This window comes from Pseudoalteromonas sp. SR45-4, assembly GCF_014163535.1.
GTDB classification, from domain to species: domain Bacteria; phylum Pseudomonadota; class Gammaproteobacteria; order Enterobacterales; family Alteromonadaceae; genus Pseudoalteromonas; species Pseudoalteromonas nigrifaciens.
In genome coordinates this window covers 1-16,280 of record NZ_JACJDO010000059.1, presented here as the reverse complement: position 1 = coordinate 16,280, position 16,280 = coordinate 1, and the positions used below count along the sequence as shown (strand labels likewise).

Annotated in this window: 14 protein-coding genes and 1 pseudogene; 9 read left to right on the top strand and 6 right to left on the bottom strand. The window is 40.1% G+C overall.

Annotated elements, in window-relative coordinates; genetic code table 11:
- Nucleotides 1–320 precede the first annotated feature (320 nt).
- From H5058_RS17175 to rph, 3 genes are read right to left on the bottom strand one after another with little or no spacing between them, the layout of a single operon-like run.
- Entirely contained in the window at nucleotides 321–701 is a 381-nt protein-coding gene (locus H5058_RS17175) for a diacylglycerol kinase (RefSeq protein WP_011329424.1), read from the bottom strand.
- A 55-nt stretch (nucleotides 702–756) separates the two neighbouring features.
- Entirely contained in the window at nucleotides 757–1,401 is a 645-nt protein-coding gene (gene pyrE / locus H5058_RS17170; protein ID WP_011329425.1) for an orotate phosphoribosyltransferase, read from the bottom strand.
- 18 nt (nucleotides 1,402–1,419) lie between these two features.
- Entirely contained in the window at nucleotides 1,420–2,133 is a 714-nt protein-coding gene (rph, locus tag H5058_RS17165; RefSeq protein ID WP_011329426.1) for a ribonuclease PH, read from the bottom strand.
- Between the two features lie 163 nt (nucleotides 2,134–2,296).
- Here rph and H5058_RS17160 point away from each other — a divergent pair, with 163 nt between their 5' ends.
- The 6 genes from H5058_RS17160 (at nucleotide 2,297) to H5058_RS17135 (ending at nucleotide 8,685) form a co-directional block, all read left to right on the top strand.
- A complete protein-coding gene (locus tag H5058_RS17160; protein ID WP_011329427.1) occupies nucleotides 2,297–3,157 on the top strand; it encodes a YicC/YloC family endoribonuclease in 861 nt (286 codons plus the stop codon).
- Between the two features lie 116 nt (nucleotides 3,158–3,273).
- Nucleotides 3,274–3,894, top strand: a complete 621-nt coding sequence (gene gmk / locus H5058_RS17155; protein WP_086996270.1) for a guanylate kinase — start codon at nucleotides 3,274–3,276, stop codon at nucleotides 3,892–3,894.
- Between the two features lie 125 nt (nucleotides 3,895–4,019).
- Nucleotides 4,020–4,295 (top strand): DNA-directed RNA polymerase subunit omega, encoded by a 276-nt coding sequence (gene rpoZ, locus H5058_RS17150; RefSeq protein WP_011329429.1) that lies wholly within the window; start codon nucleotides 4,020–4,022, stop codon nucleotides 4,293–4,295.
- Nucleotides 4,296–4,423: 128 nt separating this feature from the next.
- The gene (spoT, locus tag H5058_RS17145) at nucleotides 4,424–6,532 is read left to right on the top strand and encodes a bifunctional GTP diphosphokinase/guanosine-3',5'-bis pyrophosphate 3'-pyrophosphohydrolase (RefSeq protein ID WP_182679196.1); all 2,109 of its coding nucleotides are present in this window, start codon (nucleotides 4,424–4,426) and stop codon (nucleotides 6,530–6,532) included.
- A gap of 12 nt (nucleotides 6,533–6,544) precedes the next feature.
- Complete coding sequence (locus tag H5058_RS17140; protein ID WP_011329431.1) at nucleotides 6,545–6,937, top strand: RidA family protein; 393 nt, start codon at nucleotides 6,545–6,547, stop codon at nucleotides 6,935–6,937.
- A 140-nt stretch (nucleotides 6,938–7,077) separates the two neighbouring features.
- Nucleotides 7,078–8,685, top strand: coding sequence for a DUF342 domain-containing protein (locus H5058_RS17135; protein WP_182679194.1), 1,608 nt, complete (start codon nucleotides 7,078–7,080; stop codon nucleotides 8,683–8,685).
- Nucleotides 8,686–8,787: 102 nt separating this feature from the next.
- On the opposite strand, the gene asnA is transcribed toward H5058_RS17135, so the two are convergent.
- Nucleotides 8,788–9,783, bottom strand: coding sequence for an aspartate--ammonia ligase (asnA, locus tag H5058_RS17130; RefSeq protein ID WP_182679192.1), 996 nt, complete (start codon nucleotides 9,781–9,783; stop codon nucleotides 8,788–8,790).
- Nucleotides 9,784–9,974: 191 nt separating this feature from the next.
- Here asnA and asnC point away from each other — a divergent pair, with 191 nt between their 5' ends.
- Genes asnC through recG form a run of 3 tightly spaced genes read left to right on the top strand, consistent with a single transcriptional unit; the run spans nucleotide 9,975 to nucleotide 13,302 of the window.
- Nucleotides 9,975–10,433 (top strand): transcriptional regulator AsnC, encoded by a 459-nt coding sequence (gene asnC, locus H5058_RS17125; protein WP_011329434.1) that lies wholly within the window; start codon nucleotides 9,975–9,977, stop codon nucleotides 10,431–10,433.
- A 40-nt stretch (nucleotides 10,434–10,473) separates the two neighbouring features.
- Entirely contained in the window at nucleotides 10,474–11,160 is a 687-nt protein-coding gene (gene trmH / locus H5058_RS17120; RefSeq protein ID WP_182679190.1) for a tRNA (guanosine(18)-2'-O)-methyltransferase TrmH, read from the top strand.
- 60 nt (nucleotides 11,161–11,220) lie between these two features.
- Nucleotides 11,221–13,302, top strand: a complete 2,082-nt coding sequence (recG, locus tag H5058_RS17115; protein ID WP_182679188.1) for an ATP-dependent DNA helicase RecG — start codon at nucleotides 11,221–11,223, stop codon at nucleotides 13,300–13,302.
- A 105-nt stretch (nucleotides 13,303–13,407) separates the two neighbouring features.
- Here the strand turns inward: recG and istB are convergent, their stop codons facing one another.
- Together istB and istA are read right to left on the bottom strand one after the other, a co-directional pair.
- On the bottom strand, nucleotides 13,408–14,163 hold the full coding sequence (gene istB, locus H5058_RS17110) for an IS21-like element helper ATPase IstB (RefSeq protein WP_076923272.1): 756 nt from the start codon (nucleotides 14,161–14,163) through the stop codon (nucleotides 13,408–13,410).
- An 11-nt stretch (nucleotides 14,164–14,174) separates the two neighbouring features.
- Nucleotides 14,175–15,724, bottom strand: a pseudogene (istA, locus tag H5058_RS17105) (IS21 family transposase).
- Between the last annotated feature and the right edge of the window lie 556 nt (nucleotides 15,725–16,280).

Below are 16,280 nucleotides of genomic sequence, written 5' to 3'. Positions count from 1 at the left end.
TAGCGTCTCAAGGGATGCGTATAATACATCCTTTATTTTTCGAGTCAATACTTTGTTTTAAACTTTCTTTCGACAATTTAAAACCGAAGTTTTATTTAACTCTCTGAGTAGTTCGCGTCTCGCTAGGCGTTGACGTTTCCCGTCTCAGTGGGGTCGCATTATAGGGAGATCCGAAAACAGATCAACTGTTTTTTAAAGAAAACTTGAAATAAACTGCTGTTCGCTGAGTATTTGAGCTAAACACGTTAAAAATACAACATAACTAGCAAGCTATTAACAACTAAAGATATTTTTATACCTTCTCATATTTAAAAGTAGGGTTAAACGATCTTTATATAAAGGCTAATGCCCCAGATGATCACGACGATCGACAATGCAAGTGTTACTGCAGCAGATCCCATATCTTTGGCTCTACCTGATAATACATGCCGCTCTGTGCTTACCCGATCGGTTAGGGCTTCAATTGCGGAGTTTAATAATTCGACTATAAGCATAATCAGTAGCGTACTAACAAGTAGTGCCCAATGAAGTAATGACGAAGCTAACCAAAATGATAGTGGTAACAAAATAATGCATAGGAGTAGCTCTTGTCTAAATGCGACTTCTTCTTTAAACGCGGCTTTAAAGCCAAGGTACGAACAATAGCTTGCTTTAAAAACACGCTTGAGACCGAGGCCATTTGGTTTTAATACATCTTTCATTAATAAACTCTATAAATGAAGGTCAAAATAAAGCCCCGCATTGCGAGGCTTTTATTTACGCTACACCGTATTGGTCGCGGTAAGCTTTAACTGAGGCTAAATGCTGATCCATAGTCCCTTGGCTTTCAAGGTAACTAATTAGATCTGCTAGTTTTACAATAGAGATGACTTTGGTATTAAAGTCTCGTTCAACTTCTTGAATAGCTGATAACTCGGCTTTACCTTTTTCTTGGCGATCAAGGGCGATCAATACACCACTTAGATCTGCGCCATTCTCTGCGATAATTTCCATCGACTCACGAATAGCAGTGCCGGCGGTGATCACATCATCCACTAGCATGATTTTACCTTTAAGTTCAGAGCCTACTAATGTGCCACCCTCACCGTGTGCTTTTTTCTCTTTACGATTAAAACAATAAGGTACATCTTTATTGTAATGATCTGCTAGAGCAACTGCGGTTGTCGTTGCAATAGGAATACCTTTATAAGCAGGGCCAAATAATACATCGTACTCAATGGCGGCATCTTCTAATGCTGCAGCATAAAAACGGCCTAAACGCGCTAAATCTCGTCCTGTATTAAATAAACCAGCATTAAAAAAGTACGGGCTAGTGCGGCCTGACTTTAAAGTAAATTCACCAAACTTTAATACCTGCTTTTCTAAAGCGAACTCAATAAACTCTATTTGATAATCTTTCATATACAGTGATCCTTTGCGTTATGCTAATGCTTGCTTTTGTACGTCGATAATTTCACGAATAGAGTGCTTAGCTAATGTAAGTAACTCATCGAGTTCGTCGAACGAAAACGGTTCACCTTCGGCAGTTCCTTGAATTTCGATAATTTTGCCGGTTTCGGTCAGAATGACGTTCATATCGGTTTCTGCTGCTGAATCTTCTATGTACTCTAGATCACTAATGGCTTGGCCTTTATAGATGCCTACCGAAATTGCTGCAATCATGTATTTAAGTGGGTTTGAATTGATCATCCCTTTAGCACGCATATGCGTAAGTGCGTCAACTAATGCAACACAGGCACCACTAATAGATGCGGTACGTGTTCCGCCATCAGCTTGAATAACATCGCAATCAATAGTAATAGTGTTTTCGCCAAGCGCTTTTAAATCAACAGCAGCACGAAGTGCACGCGCAATTAAGCGTTGAATTTCCATAGTACGACCGCCTTGTTTTCCACGCGCCGCTTCACGGGCATTACGTGTGTGCGTTGCACGCGGTAACATACCGTATTCTGCATTGATCCAACCTTTACCTTGGCCTTTCATAAAACGAGGTACACCCGATTCAACTGTGGCAGTACAAAGCACCTTAGTATTACCAAACTCAACAAGTACTGAGCCTTCTGCATGCAAAGTATAATTACGTGTAAATGTAACAGGTCTAATTTGGTTAGCTGTTCTTTCGCTTGGACGCATTGACGATCCCCTTAATTCAGAATTTGCGACATTATAAGTGCATGTCGGTGTAGATGCCATGCTGATTGTAAAATATTCAGTCTATTAAATTTTCCCTAGAGCTTAAGCAGTGTTACGGTATAATCATTGTAATATTGTATTTATTAATTTTAGGAAACTATCCATGATCCACAGTATGACTGCTTACGCGCGTCGCGAAATAAAAGGCGATTGGGGCACCGGCACTTGGGAAGTTCGTTCAGTGAACCAGCGCTACCTTGAAACATTTATTCGTGCACCAGAGCAATTTCGTGGCATGGAGCCAGTAATTCGTGAGCGCTTACGTAAACATTTACAACGCGGTAAAGTTGAAGTTTTCTTAAAGTTTGTAGCAAACCCTGCGCATGTTGGCGAGCTGTCAATTAATGAAGCACTTGCAGAGCAGCTAATAAATAGTGCTAAGTGGGTACAACAACACAGTGATGGTGACATTAACCCAGTTGATATACTACGCTGGCCTGGTGTTATGGAAGCACAAGAGCTTGATATGGATAGTGTAAATACTGCACTTATTGCAGGCTTTGACCAAGTAGTAGAAGATTTTAAATCTGCACGTGGTGATGAAGGTGAAAACCTACAAGAAATGATAGCTACTCGCCTTGAAGCTATTTTAGAGCAAGTAGCTATTGTAGAAACGCACATGCCTGAAATTGCCAAATGGCAGCGCGAAAAGTTAGCGCAAAAACTCGAAGATTTAACGGCTAATATTGACGAATCACGCCTTGAACAAGAGCTTATTTATTTAGCCCAAAAACAAGATGTGGCTGAAGAATTAGATCGCTTAAAGTCGCATGTTAAAGAAACCAAAAAAATTCTTACAAAAGGCGGGGCATGTGGTCGTCGTTTAGACTTTATGATGCAAGAGTTTAACCGCGAAGCAAACACATTAGCATCTAAGTCTATCAATAGTGACATTACTACTGCCGCTGTAGAGCTAAAAGTGCTGATTGAGCAAATGCGTGAGCAAATTCAAAATATTGAGTAATGCTTTAATGTTCAAGCCTTAAAATTGAGCACTAAGAGTTAATTAAAGTGCAATAGTGTTATTAAAGGCTTGAGTTATTTATAACTCAAGCCTATTTATTTTAGATAGAGAAAAACATGGCTCAAACTCGCGGAAACTTATTTATTTTATCGGCACCATCGGGAGCGGGTAAATCAAGCTTAATAAATGCGTTATTGAAAAAGCATGCGGATATGAAGGTATCTGTATCACACACGACTCGCGCTAAACGACCTGGTGAAGAAAATGGTGTACATTACCATTTTGTATCAACCGATGAATTTAAAGTACTTATAGCTAAAGAGGACTTTTTTGAATGGGCGCAAGTGTTTGATAACTACTATGGCACATCAAAACAAGCTATTGAGTCGCAACTAGATGCTGGTATTGACGTGTTTTTAGATATTGATTGGCAGGGCGCGCAGCAAGTGCGTAAAATTATGCCTAGTGTACAAACTATTTTTATTTTACCGCCTTCAAAAGCAGAACTAGAGCAACGCTTGAATAACCGTGGCCAAGACTCGCAAGAAATTATTGCTGGGCGTATGGCACAAGCGCAATCTGAAACGTCACATTACAACGAATACGACTTTGTAATTGTTAATGATGACTTTGATACTGCACTAACCGACATAGAAACAATTGTTATGGCGCAGCGTTTAACATTAAAAATGCAAAGCGTTCGTCATCAAAGTTTACTAAATAGCTTACTTAAATAATGTAAGCTTTGCTTATATTGCTATTAAGCAAGTAAAACAGATAAAAATTAACCACTGGCTATTGGCGAAACAGGCTGCTTGCAGTAAACTACGCCTTTGCTTTTAAATTATTTTGGAGTGCTGAGATGGCCCGCGTAACAGTTGAAGATGCAGTAGATGCAATTGGTAATCGTTTTGACTTAATTTTAGTTGCGGCCCGTCGTGCCCGTCAAATTGCTGTTGGTGGTAAAAGACCACTAGTAGACCCTGAAAACGATAAGCCTACGGTAATTGCTTTACGTGAAATTGAATTAGGTTTGGTAGATAGCTCATCAATGGACGTTATTGATCGTGAAGAGCAACAACATCAAGAAGCAGCTGAATTAGCTGCTGTTGCTGCTATTGTTGGTGGCAACCAATAATCGACCTCCCGGTCTGATTTTAGCCAACGGCGCAGTATTTCTTCACTAGCCGTTGGCAATCCTGTCTTTTCATCGTATATTCTTAACTTACCGTTTCCTATTTGCTTCACAAGAACATTGGAGTGTGAATGTATCTTTTTGAAGGTCTTAAAAAGAAAATCTCAGAATACTTGCCAGCCGCCGACGTTGAGCTGGTGCAAAAAGCCTATGTGGTAGCCCGAGAGGCCCATGAAGGACAAACTCGTTCAAGTGGCGAGCCCTACATAACTCATCCTGTTGAAGTAAGCCAAATTCTTGCAAGTATGCATCTTGACCATGAAACACTTATGGCTGCGTTGATGCATGATGTTATTGAAGATACTAATTTTAGCCAGCAAGACTTAGCTGAAATTTTTGGTGATACTGTTGCTGAATTAGTTGAAGGGGTAAGTAAGCTCGATAAACTTAGCTTTAAAGATAAAAAAGAATTCCAAGCTGAGAATTACCGCAAAATGATTATGGCAATGACCCAAGATATTCGGGTTATTTTAATCAAGCTTGCCGATCGTACGCACAATATGCGCACATTAGGCTCACTACGCCCTGATAAGCGCCGCCGTATTGCCCGCGAAACATTAGAAATTTATGCGCCAATAGCCAATCGTTTAGGTATTCATGATATTAAAAATGAGCTAGAAGACTTAGGTTTTCAGGCTTTATATCCGATGCGTCATCGTGCACTTAAATCTGAAGTAGCTAAAGCACGAGGTAATCGCAAGGAAGTTATTTCTAACATTCAAAACGAAATAGAAATGCGTCTTGAGCAATCAGGAATAAAGGCAACTGTGTCTGGCCGCGAAAAGCATATTTATAGCATTTATAAAAAAATGCTTAATAAAGAGCTGCTATTTAATGAAGTAATGGATATTTATGCGTTTAGAATCGCGGTTGAATCTATGGATATCTGTTATCGCGTTTTAGGCGTAGCGCATAATTTATATAAACCAATTGAAACACGCTTTAAAGATTATATTGCCGTGCCAAAAACAAATGGCTACCAGTCTTTACATACCTCTTTGGTGGGTCCGCATGGGATTCCGGTTGAAATTCAGATCCGTACCCATGATATGGATCATATGGCAGATAAAGGGGTCGCTGCACATTGGATGTATAAAAAAGCAAATGATGGTGGCGCTGGAAGTACTGCACAGCAACGTGCACGCCAATGGATGCAAAGCCTGTTAGAGTTACAGCAAAGCGCTGGCTCGTCGTTTGAGTTTGTTGAAAATGTAAAAACTGAATTATTCCCTGAAGAAATTTACGTATTTACACCTGATGGTCGTATTATTGAGCTGCCTATGGGCGCAACAGCGGTTGATTTTGCTTATGCGGTGCATACTGACGTGGGCCACACTTGTGTTGGCGCACGTGTTAATCGCAAACCTTACCCGTTGAGTAAACCAATTGATACAGGGCAAACGATAGAAATAATTACCAGCTCTGGCGCTCACCCTAATGCAACTTGGCTAAACTTTATTGTTACAGGTAAAGCGCGCTTAGGGGTTCGTAATTACCTTAAAAGCCAGCATCACGAAGAAGCACTCCTTTTAGGCCGACGTTTACTCGATTCTGCATTGGGTGAAAGTAAGCTCGACAGTATTGCCCAAGAAAATATCGACAGAGTACTTAAAGAGCATGAGCTCACTACAGTACAAGCGTTATTAGTTGAGATTGGTTCTGGCAATTTAATGAGTATGCTAATTGCAAAACGTTTATTGCAAAACGAGGATGGTGATGTAGCCAATATTGCCAAGCACGCCAAAGCAACCATTATTGGTACTGAAGGCATGCTAGTTAACTATTCTAAATGCTGCCGCCCTGTTCCTGGTGATGCTATTACTGCACACATCAGCCAAGGTAAAGGACTAACAGTTCATCGCCAAGAATGTAAAAACATTCGTGGGTGGGAAAATGATCGCTCTAAATACTTAGTGGTTAAATGGGATGACAACCCTGAAAAAGAATATATTGCGGCTTTACGTGTTGAAATTATTAACCACCAAGGTGCACTCGCTAAGTTAACTAATGTGGTTGCGACAACACAAGCTAATATTGTAGAAATTGCCACCGATGAAAAAGAAAGTAATTTATACGTGATAGATTTAGGGATTACCGTTAAAAACCGTATCCATGTTGCTAATATTATGCGTCGCATTCGTGTGATGCCTGATGTGCAAAAAGTCTATCGTAAAAAGTAAAATAGGAAACACATGAATAAAGCATTTATCTCTACCGACAAAGCACCTGCTGCAATTGGCACTTATAGCCAAGCAGTTAAAGTAGGCACTGCTGTTTATTTATCTGGTCAAATACCCTTAGTACCTGAGACGATGGAAGTCATATCAGAAGACTTTGCGCAGCAAACACACCAAGTATTTAAAAATATTGCTGCGGTATGTGAAGAAGCAGGTGGTCAAATTCAAGACTTAGTAAAAGTGAATATTTACCTTACCGACTTATCTAACTTTGCAATAGTTAACGAAGTAATGAGCCAATACTTTAAAAAACCATACCCTGCCCGTGCAGCTATTGGTGTAAGAGCTTTACCTAAAAATGTACAAGTTGAAATTGATGGAATTATGGAGTTACCTTCCACTAACTAACTTACTCTAAGAGCTATAGCCAAAGCTGTAGCTCTTATTCTGCTACTTCCTGCGCATTATTACCCCTAATTCTTGACTCAAAAGTAAATTTCTAGCACTCTATTAACAAACTTAGCTTTGATAATAAAAAGGATTAACCCGTGTTTAAGCTTGCTCATAACGGAAATGTATTACTTGATATCGGTAAGCACTCACCCCCTTCAGCCGCTTTTATTATTAAAGCACTGGAAGAGTCGAATTTTTGTGATTGTAAAATAGATTATGACTCTATTAATAACTTTTTTAAAAGTAAAAACCCTGAGCCTATTTTGGTAGTAGCAACTAAGCACGATGCAACATTAAGCGTGACTATTAGTGATGACAAAATGCTCGCTATTGGCGAATTAACCTTGGCTCAAGGCGGTAATGTTCTTAGTTTAGATGATGCAAAAATACAGCTGGTAAAAGCGCGGGTAGCAAGAGGTTATAAACAAGCTTTTTTAGAGCAACTCCTACAAAAACAATTTGAAATGCCTGCAGGAAGCTCAACTAAAGGTATTTTAGCTAAAGGCAGATTACCTATTGATGGCCAAGATACTAAATTTAATACTTTAGTAAAAACACTTAAAGATCGCCTAAAAGCGCCAAAACTAAAAGATGATGGCAGTGTTGATATGCGCGACTTTGGTAAATTAGCCAGTGTACATCCTGGCGAAAGACTTATTCGCCAGCAACCAGCCACGCCAGGTAAAGAAGGGTTTAATGTACTTGGCGACTTACTCCCAGCTAAATCAGGCGAGATACTTTCTTTAGTTTCTGGTGAAGGCACTGAAATATCAAAATCTAACCCACTTGAACTTGTCTCTACTATTGCTGGTGTACCGGTTGAAATAAATAATGGCATGCGTGTTGATGATATTTTTACCATATCGGAAGTTACAGTAAAAAGTGGTCATATTGATTTTAATGGCAGCGTTATTGTTAGTGGCAACATTGAGCCAGGTATGCGAGTAAAGGCTAAAGGCGATATTACTATTTTTGGTACTGTTGAGTCTGCACAGTTAACAGCCGATGGTAACATTACCGTAAAACAAGGGATTATTGGCCATTATAAACCTGAAGATAAATCACTCTCTTGCACGCTCAACTGCAAAGGTGACATCTATATTTCACATGCACAATATAGCTACCTTGAAGCAACTAATATACTCATTGAACGCCAAGCAAGTCACTGCTCAATAAAGGCTGTTAATCTACTACAAGTTGGTCAAGCAGAGCTCCCCAAGGGTAGACTGTTTGGCGGAGAAGTGCTAAATGCAACAACCCTTATTGCTGGGGAAATAGGCAATGAATCGGGGGCAAAAATGGTCATTAACTTAGCTGCATCGGGGGCCGAAATCACTGCTGATACCGATAATTGCTTTCAAGACTTAGCAAATACCGATAAACAACTTGATACCTTACAAGCCGCATTAGAAAAAGCCGATTTACTTAAGGATATAGAAAAAAAGAATATGCTTATTGGGAAAATTGGCGCGACTCAACAGCATTACTGCCAACAAGCCGAGCAGTTAGAAAAGCGCTTATCAAACCTAGAAAATAATTTACATGATTTATTGAATAATGCCAATTTAGCAGTTAACAGTGTTTTACATTCAGGTGTAGTGATACATATTTTTGATAAAGTACTCAAAACAACGCGAACTTATCCTCCGTGTAGTGTAAAGCTACAAAATAATAAAATTGAGGTAGAATTTAAAACGCATTAAAAATGAGTGCTTTTGAAGCACTCATTAAATCAACCTACTTAACTAAGGGGCTATTTAAATTTGTTAAATTGCCCAAGCAGTTATGCTAATTGGCCTTATTATTTATAACAAGCCATCAAATGCAGCATGAGTTTGTTGCGGCCATGCACTCACTTGTACTTGGCCAATATGTGGTTTTTGTAATAACAACATAACAAGACGAGATTGACCAATACCACCACCAATTGTTTGCGGAAATTTATTTTGTATTAATGCCTTATGCCAATCAAACTCTAAACGGTCTTCGTCACTCGTCATACTTAATTGTTTTTGCAACACATCTGGACTAACGCGGATCCCCATAGAAGATAGCTCAAATGCGTCTTCTAATAATGGGTTCCACACTAAAATATCACCATTTAATCCTGCGTATTTGTCACAGGTTGGCGTTGACCAGTCATCGTAGTCTGGTGCTCTTACATCATGAATTTTACCATCACTCAATTTACCACCAATGCCAATTAAAAATACCGCCCCGTACTCTTGTGCAATCGCTTTTTCTCGTTGCTTAGCACTAAAATCTGGGTACATTTCTCGCAGCTCTTCGCTATGTACAAATGTAATACTGCTTGGCAAAAATGGCGTAATACCAAATTTATCGCTAACAAATTGTTCCGTTTTTTTAATACCGGTATAGATTGCTTCAACTGTTTGTTTAAGTATCGTTAGTGTGCGCTCGCTATCTTGGCAGATCACCTTTTCCCAATCCCATTGATCAACATATACTGAGTGAATAGGACTCAACGAGTCTTCATCTGGGCGTAACGCCTTCATTTGTGTATAAATGCCTTCACCATGAGAAAAGCTATGATCTCCTAATGTTTTACGTTTCCACTTTGCAAGTGAGTGCACTACTTCGTAACGGCTATCTGGAATAGCTTTTATATTTACAGCTACCGCATTTTCATGGCCACTTAAGTTGTCTTGAGTGCCATCGCCCACTCGAGCAAGTATAGGAGCTTGTACTTCTATTAATCCTAATTGCTGCTCTAGTTGCTGTGAAAAAAAATGCTTAACTTGACTTATTTGCTGCTGCTGCTGCACATAAAGTGAACTCATAATAATTGGCCTCATTCCCAGTTATTGTACTTTCGTAACTAATTGCGTCTTAAATAACGCTTCAATATGGTTATCGTAACAATTTAATTATTTAATTCAATAACCCACAATAAAAATAGCTTTAACATATTAAAAGCATCAATTAAATGCTATAAAACATTAAGATTCAACAATCAAAGAGTGTAAAGGTAATGGAAAATTATCAAATCGATAATCTCGATAAACAGATTCTGCATGCATTAATGGCCAATGCACGCACACCCTACGCAGAATTAGCAAAACGTTTTAATGTGAGTGCCGGCACAATTCATGTTCGTATTGAAAAAATGAAGCAAGCGGGGATCATCACAGGAACTCAGTTAACTATCAGCACCAAGCAGTTGGGCTATGACGTGTGCTGTTTTATTGGGATTAATTTAAATAGTGCACGCGACTATCCGCAAACCTTAATTAAACTCGAAGCACTAGAGGAAGTTGTTGAAGCTTATTACACCACTGGTAACTACAGTATTTTTATCAAAGTAATGACTCGCTCAATCGATCATCTGCAAGATGTACTGATAAATAAAATACAAGCAATTGAAGCTATTCAATCAACGGAAACTCTTATATCGCTACAAAACCCAATTAGCCGCACAGTAATGCCTTAACACTAAAAATCTCGTATAATTACTGAAAAAGAGGATAATCATGCAGCAAACTCGCTATCAAAGAATCGCAGACGTACTTTCGCGCCGACAAACTGACCTAACAGTGTGTTTAGAGGACGTGCATAAACACCATAACCTTTCCGCTATCGTAAGAAGTGCAGACGCCGTAGGTTGTCATCACGTGCATGCCGTATGGCCAGAAAATCAAAAATGGCTTACTAATAATACCTCTGGTGGTAGTAAAAACTGGCTGGAAACACATTTACATAAAAATATTGACGATGCGACAACGGCTATGCGTGCTCGTAATCCCGATATACAAATACTCGCGACTCACTTATCAACCGATGCCGTTGATTTTAGAGAAATAGACTATACTAAGCCAACCGCCATTATTGTCGGCCAAGAAAAAACAGGGATCTCAGAGCAAGCTTTAAAACACGCTGATCAAAACATTATTATACCCATGCAAGGGATGGTGCAATCACTTAATGTATCCGTTGCAGCTGCATTAATACTCTTTGAAGCTCAACGTCAGCGCGAACTTGCAGGGCTTTATAATCGCAATATGCTGAGTGATGAAATTAAACATCCCATTTATTTTGAAGGGTGTCACCCTATTATTGCTCGGCAATGTAAGCTAAAAAAGCTTCCCTACCCACCACTCGATGAGCACGGTGAAATAGTGGCTGATGAACAGTTTTGGCAAGCTTTAAAACATGCTTGATGCCACGTCGCACTATAAGTACACTTAACTCACTTACAAATAATAAGATTTGAGCCCACCTTGTCTAAACCTAGCTTAAGCCAATACCCAATTACAGAACTCAAAGGCGTTGGCCCTAAAATGGCCGAGCGATTGCTAAAGCTAGGTATTTCTACAGTACAAGACATGCTGTTTCATTTACCTCTTCGCTATGAAGACCGCACCCGGCTTTATACTATAAACGAGCTTTCATTACACAGCCATGTAAGCGTAGAAGCAACAATTGAAACAAGCCAGATCACCTTTGGTAAAAGGCGCATGCTAGTTTGCCAAATAAACGATGGCACCGGCAGACTTACACTACGATTTTTTAATTTTACCGCGGCACAAAAAAATGCCCTCAGTGCAGGAAAAATAATACGTTGTTTTGGTGAAGTTCGCCGTGGCCGTGTAGGCTTTGAAATGAGTCATCCGGAATATAGCATAAGCGACACACCCAATGAGCAGCCTACGGCTACAACGCTTACTCCGGTTTACTCAACCACTGAAGGTTTAAAGCAATTATCAATTAGAGCACTTAGCGATCAAGCTATTAATCTATTGCAAAAATATTCAGTAGAGGAGTTGCTTCCAGCGCAATGGCAACCTTCTAATTTAGGGCTAAGTGATGCCTTACTATTATTACATCGCCCGCCTAACGACATAGACGTAATTGCACTTGAACAAGGTACTCATCCGGCTCAGCAGCGGCTCGTTTTTGAAGAGCTACTAGCGCAAAATCTCAGCTTGTTAAAAATACGCCAACAAGGGCAACAAGTTAAAGCTGTCAGCTTAAATCCTAACAACGCATTAGAAAGCCAATTTTTAGCGCAACTCCCTTTTGATCCAACCAATGCACAAAGTCGTGTAGTCACCGAAATTAAAGGTGATTTACAACAGCCTTACCCTATGATGCGTTTAGTACAAGGCGATGTTGGCTCAGGTAAAACATTAGTAGCAGCATTAAGTGCATTGACTGCTATAGCACAAGGTTTTCAGGCAGCTTTAATGGCTCCTACCGAAATTCTCTCCGAGCAGCATGGGATTAACTTTAATAACTGGTTTAACCAATTAGGTATTACAGTTGCCTGGCTTGGAGGTAAAACTAAAGGTAGAGAACGTGTAGCTACACTTGAAAAAATAGCCTCCGGTGAGGCGCAAATGATCGTCGGCACCCATGCGTTATTTCAAGACGAGGTGAAATTTCATAATCTCGTGCTTATTATTATCGATGAACAACATCGTTTTGGTGTTCATCAACGATTATCACTGCGTGAAAAAGGCCGCTTTGGCGACTGTTACCCACATCAACTAGTCATGACTGCAACACCTATACCTCGCACACTTGCAATGACCGCTTACGCCGATTTAGAGACCTCTGTAATAGATGAATTACCACCGGGTCGAACACCCATAACAACAGTGGCATTACCAGACACTCGTCGAGGCGATATTATCAAGCGCGTTAAATTAGCCTGCCATGAGCAAGGCAGGCAAGTTTATTGGGTATGCACGCTCATTGATGAATCAGAAGTGCTGCAATGCCAAGCCGCCGAAGATAGCGCGCAGCAATTAAAAGAAGCCTTACCAGAGCTAAACGTAAGCCTTATACATGGACGGATGAAAGCTGCAGAAAAACAAGCCATTATGAGTGAGTTTAAAGCTGGTAATATTCATGTTTTAGTCGCAACCACAGTCATTGAAGTAGGAGTGGATGTACCTAATGCCAGTTTGATTATTATAGAAAACCCTGAGCGTTTAGGTTTAGCACAATTACACCAACTACGTGGTCGAGTAGGGCGTGGAGCTACCGCTTCGCATTGTGTACTTTTATACCATGCACCTCTCTCACATACAGCACAAAAGCGTCTGGGCGTGTTAAGAGATAGTAACGATGGTTTTGTTATAGCTGAGCGAGACTTAGAGATCCGCGGCCCTGGTGAAGTGCTCGGCACTAAACAAACCGGTTTAGCTGAATTTAAAATTGCCGATCTAACCCGCGACAAACACACTTTAAATCAAGTCAGGCCAATAGCGCAGCAAATGCTAATACAGCACCCAAAACAAGTAGATGCACTTATAAGTAGATGGCTTGGTAATAAATCCAACTACGCACTAGCTTAAAACTGCGCTCTTTCACAATATCGAGTGCGTATTCTCATGACTTTGATCACCGATTCTCATCAGCTTTGATCGCTTGATTTATCATTTTGTAGAGCCATTTTTAAATTAACTTAACTGATCATCATCAGTCAATTCATTTAACTGTTTTCGTATCGATTCTCCTTTTAAATTCAACTTAATTGCACCATGAATCAGCCTATCTAAAATAGCATCAGCGTGCGTTGATTCGCCGATCATTTGGTGCCAATTTTCCTGTGGTAACTGACTAATGATGATGTGTGATTTATAACCATATCTAGCATCGATTAATTCAAGTAAGTCGCTTCGTTGCTGAGCACTGAGTGGCTCTAGCCCCCAATCGTCTAAAATAAGTAAGTCGTATTTAATGAGTTTACCCAATAATTTTCGATAACTGCCATCGGCCTGTGCTAGAAATAGACTTTCAAGTAATTCTTTTAATCGAATATAGAAGACACTTTTTCCTTGTAAACAGTGCTCGTGACCCAAGGCACACGCGAGGTAGGTTTTACCACAGCCTGTGGCGCCTGTAATTAATATATTCTGATGTAAACTCAGCCAGGTGCTTTGGCTGAGGCTGCGTATTTGTGCTTTATCTAGATTGCGCTTCGGCGAGTAAATGAGTTGATTTAACTGACCCGGTACGCGGAATTTTGCTTGTCGCACCAGTCGCTCTATTTTTCTTTGGTCACGCGTATCAATTTCATGCGTTAGCAATAAACTGACTCGCTCTATAAAGCTTTGTTCTTGATATAGGTTTGGCTGTTCAAGCTGCTGCTTGAGTGCTTGCTTTATACCCGATAACTTGAGCAATTGAAGTTGCTGATTAATTGTTTCTATCATGTTTGCATTCCTTAATGGTAGTAGTCTGTGCCACGTATGTTGCTGTGTGTAATTGGCTTTTCTGGCTCTGTTTGGAGTGTGGGTAATGGTTGTTGGTCTAACCCTTTTTGCAGCATTTGCTTAATAGATCTGGGTGTGGTCGTATTCATGCAAATTGCTCGGTAACATGCTCGCTCGAGGCGTTCCTTTGAATACGTTTTAGCTAAACTTAACACCCCTAAACAGGTGCGATAAGCTTGCTCTGGATGACGTTTGCTATTAAGCAATAATTCAACGACTTGATGAGTATAATCACCGATACTCAATGCCCATGAGCGTAAATTTATCGGTGACTGCTCATGCTGTTTTTGATGCGCCTTTGGCATATGATGTGTCTGTGTCGTATGTCCGCCTAAACGCTTTGAGCGAGGATGCTGTGCTATTAAAGTGCCGTCATAATAAAGCTGCACGAGTTGATTGGATATGTGTGCGCGTAATTGTTTTTAACCCACAGATAAGGCACGCTGTAGTAATGTTTTTCTATTTCAACATGGTAATCAATATGCACACGTACTGTTTTGATTTGTGTATATTGATAGGGCTTTTCAGGCAATGGCTTTAATGCGTTTTTATCCACCATATCAAATAGCTGTTTGCGTGATTGTTGATATTGCTTCATCACCTTATTGTTCATCATATCCAGTAGCTTTGCTATTTCATGATTGAGTTGCGCTAAGCTGTGGAAGGTTTGGTTACGTAAGCGTGCCATGATCCAACGCTCAACAATTTGTACGCCGACTTCAGCCTTCGATTTGTCTTTGGGTTTATAAGGTCTAGCCGGAATGACAGCAACGTTAAAGTACTCGGCTAACTGGTGGTACGTCGGATTTAAATCAGGCTCGTAGCGACAGGTTTTACTGACAGCACTTCTGAGATTATCGGGAATAACAACGTCAGGAACGCCGCCTAAAAATTCAAAGCAACGCGCATGACTCATTACCCAATCTTCAAGTTGCTGACTAGACGTTGCTTCAGCATAGGTATAATTTGATGCACCTAGCACAGCAACGAATATCTGAGCAGTGCGCTTTTCTTGTGTCGTCGGACAAGTAATGGTAATTGTGGGGCCACAATAATCCACAAACAGCTTTTCACCCCCTTTATGCTGCTGACGCATTGAGAGTCGCTGGGTACCTAACCATTGTTTATAAGCTCGGCAGAAGTGACTGTAGCTGTAATAAGGCTCACCCACTTTTTCAAGTAACTCATCAAATACGAGCTGTAATGTTAGGTGTTTATGTTGTTTTAAGTCTTTATTGATATTTAACCAGTCAGGCGTTGGGTGTCTTTTTTTACGCGTTGAGAAGCGCTTGAGTTTGGTGTTGAAAAATGTATTTTGCTGTTTATCCTCTGGTATTGGCCATTGATTTAAGCCTAACTCATTGGCCTTTTTAAGGTAATTAGCCACAGTACCAGGTGAAATATTTAAACTTCTGGCAATCTCTCGATGGGATAATTGTGCTGAGTACTTCAGCCGTAAAATGGAATGTAATTTACTCATAGATATAGGTCTTGTTGTCATTGTTGTTATCCTCATCAAACGATTCAGATAACGGTTTAACACACCTACAAAAATGATAAAACGTGAACTCGGTTACGAGTGGTATTAAGCTTTGATCAGCAAAATCATTAAGAGCATAAAAGTGATCATTTACAAGTGATTTTAGTGATCTAAGCTTAATGAGAATAAGCGATCAAAGTTAATGCAATTGGGTGATCAAAGCTGGAGAGAATATGCAATATCGAGATTATCCCTAGTACTTTCCAGCTTAAGTTTTACTTTTCTGCAGACGTAAAAAAGCCCGAATATTTTCAATCGGGCTTTCTCGATTTGGAGCCTGGCAATGTCGTGGTGCCCACAGCGGTGGCAAATCACAGTGCAAATGCACCACATTCATTGGCTAGTGGTGATGTTTTTATGATTTGAGTGTCGGGTGTCGCTACGCTCGCCCAACCTACGCGGGAGACTTGTGTACATTATTCACCCACATTTCACTTTTCTACAGACGTAAAAAAGCCCGACTATTTCTAGTCGGGCTTTCTACAATTTGGAGCCTGGCAATGTCCTACTTTCACAT

What these genes read in the sequence shown, in the direction of transcription:
- H5058_RS17175 (WP_011329424.1), bottom strand. Translation starts at nt 701, where the DNA reads ATGAAAGATGTATTAAAACCAAATGGCCTCGGTCTCAAGCGTGTTTTT.
- pyrE (WP_011329425.1), bottom strand. Translation starts at nt 1,401, where the DNA reads ATGAAAGATTATCAAATAGAGTTTATTGAGTTCGCTTTAGAAAAGCAG.
- rph (WP_011329426.1), bottom strand. Translation starts at nt 2,133, where the DNA reads ATGCGTCCAAGCGAAAGAACAGCTAACCAAATTAGACCTGTTACATTT.
- H5058_RS17160 (WP_011329427.1), top strand. Translation starts at nt 2,297, where the DNA reads ATGATCCACAGTATGACTGCTTACGCGCGTCGCGAAATAAAAGGCGAT.
- gmk (WP_086996270.1), top strand. Translation starts at nt 3,274, where the DNA reads ATGGCTCAAACTCGCGGAAACTTATTTATTTTATCGGCACCATCGGGA.
- rpoZ (WP_011329429.1), top strand. Translation starts at nt 4,020, where the DNA reads ATGGCCCGCGTAACAGTTGAAGATGCAGTAGATGCAATTGGTAATCGT.
- spoT (WP_182679196.1), top strand. Translation starts at nt 4,424, where the DNA reads ATGTATCTTTTTGAAGGTCTTAAAAAGAAAATCTCAGAATACTTGCCA.
- H5058_RS17140 (WP_011329431.1), top strand. Translation starts at nt 6,545, where the DNA reads ATGAATAAAGCATTTATCTCTACCGACAAAGCACCTGCTGCAATTGGC.
- asnA (WP_182679192.1), bottom strand. Translation starts at nt 9,783, where the DNA reads ATGAGTTCACTTTATGTGCAGCAGCAGCAGCAAATAAGTCAAGTTAAG.
- asnC (WP_011329434.1), top strand. Translation starts at nt 9,975, where the DNA reads ATGGAAAATTATCAAATCGATAATCTCGATAAACAGATTCTGCATGCA.
- trmH (WP_182679190.1), top strand. Translation starts at nt 10,474, where the DNA reads ATGCAGCAAACTCGCTATCAAAGAATCGCAGACGTACTTTCGCGCCGA.
- istB (WP_076923272.1), bottom strand. Translation starts at nt 14,163, where the DNA reads ATGATAGAAACAATTAATCAGCAACTTCAATTGCTCAAGTTATCGGGT.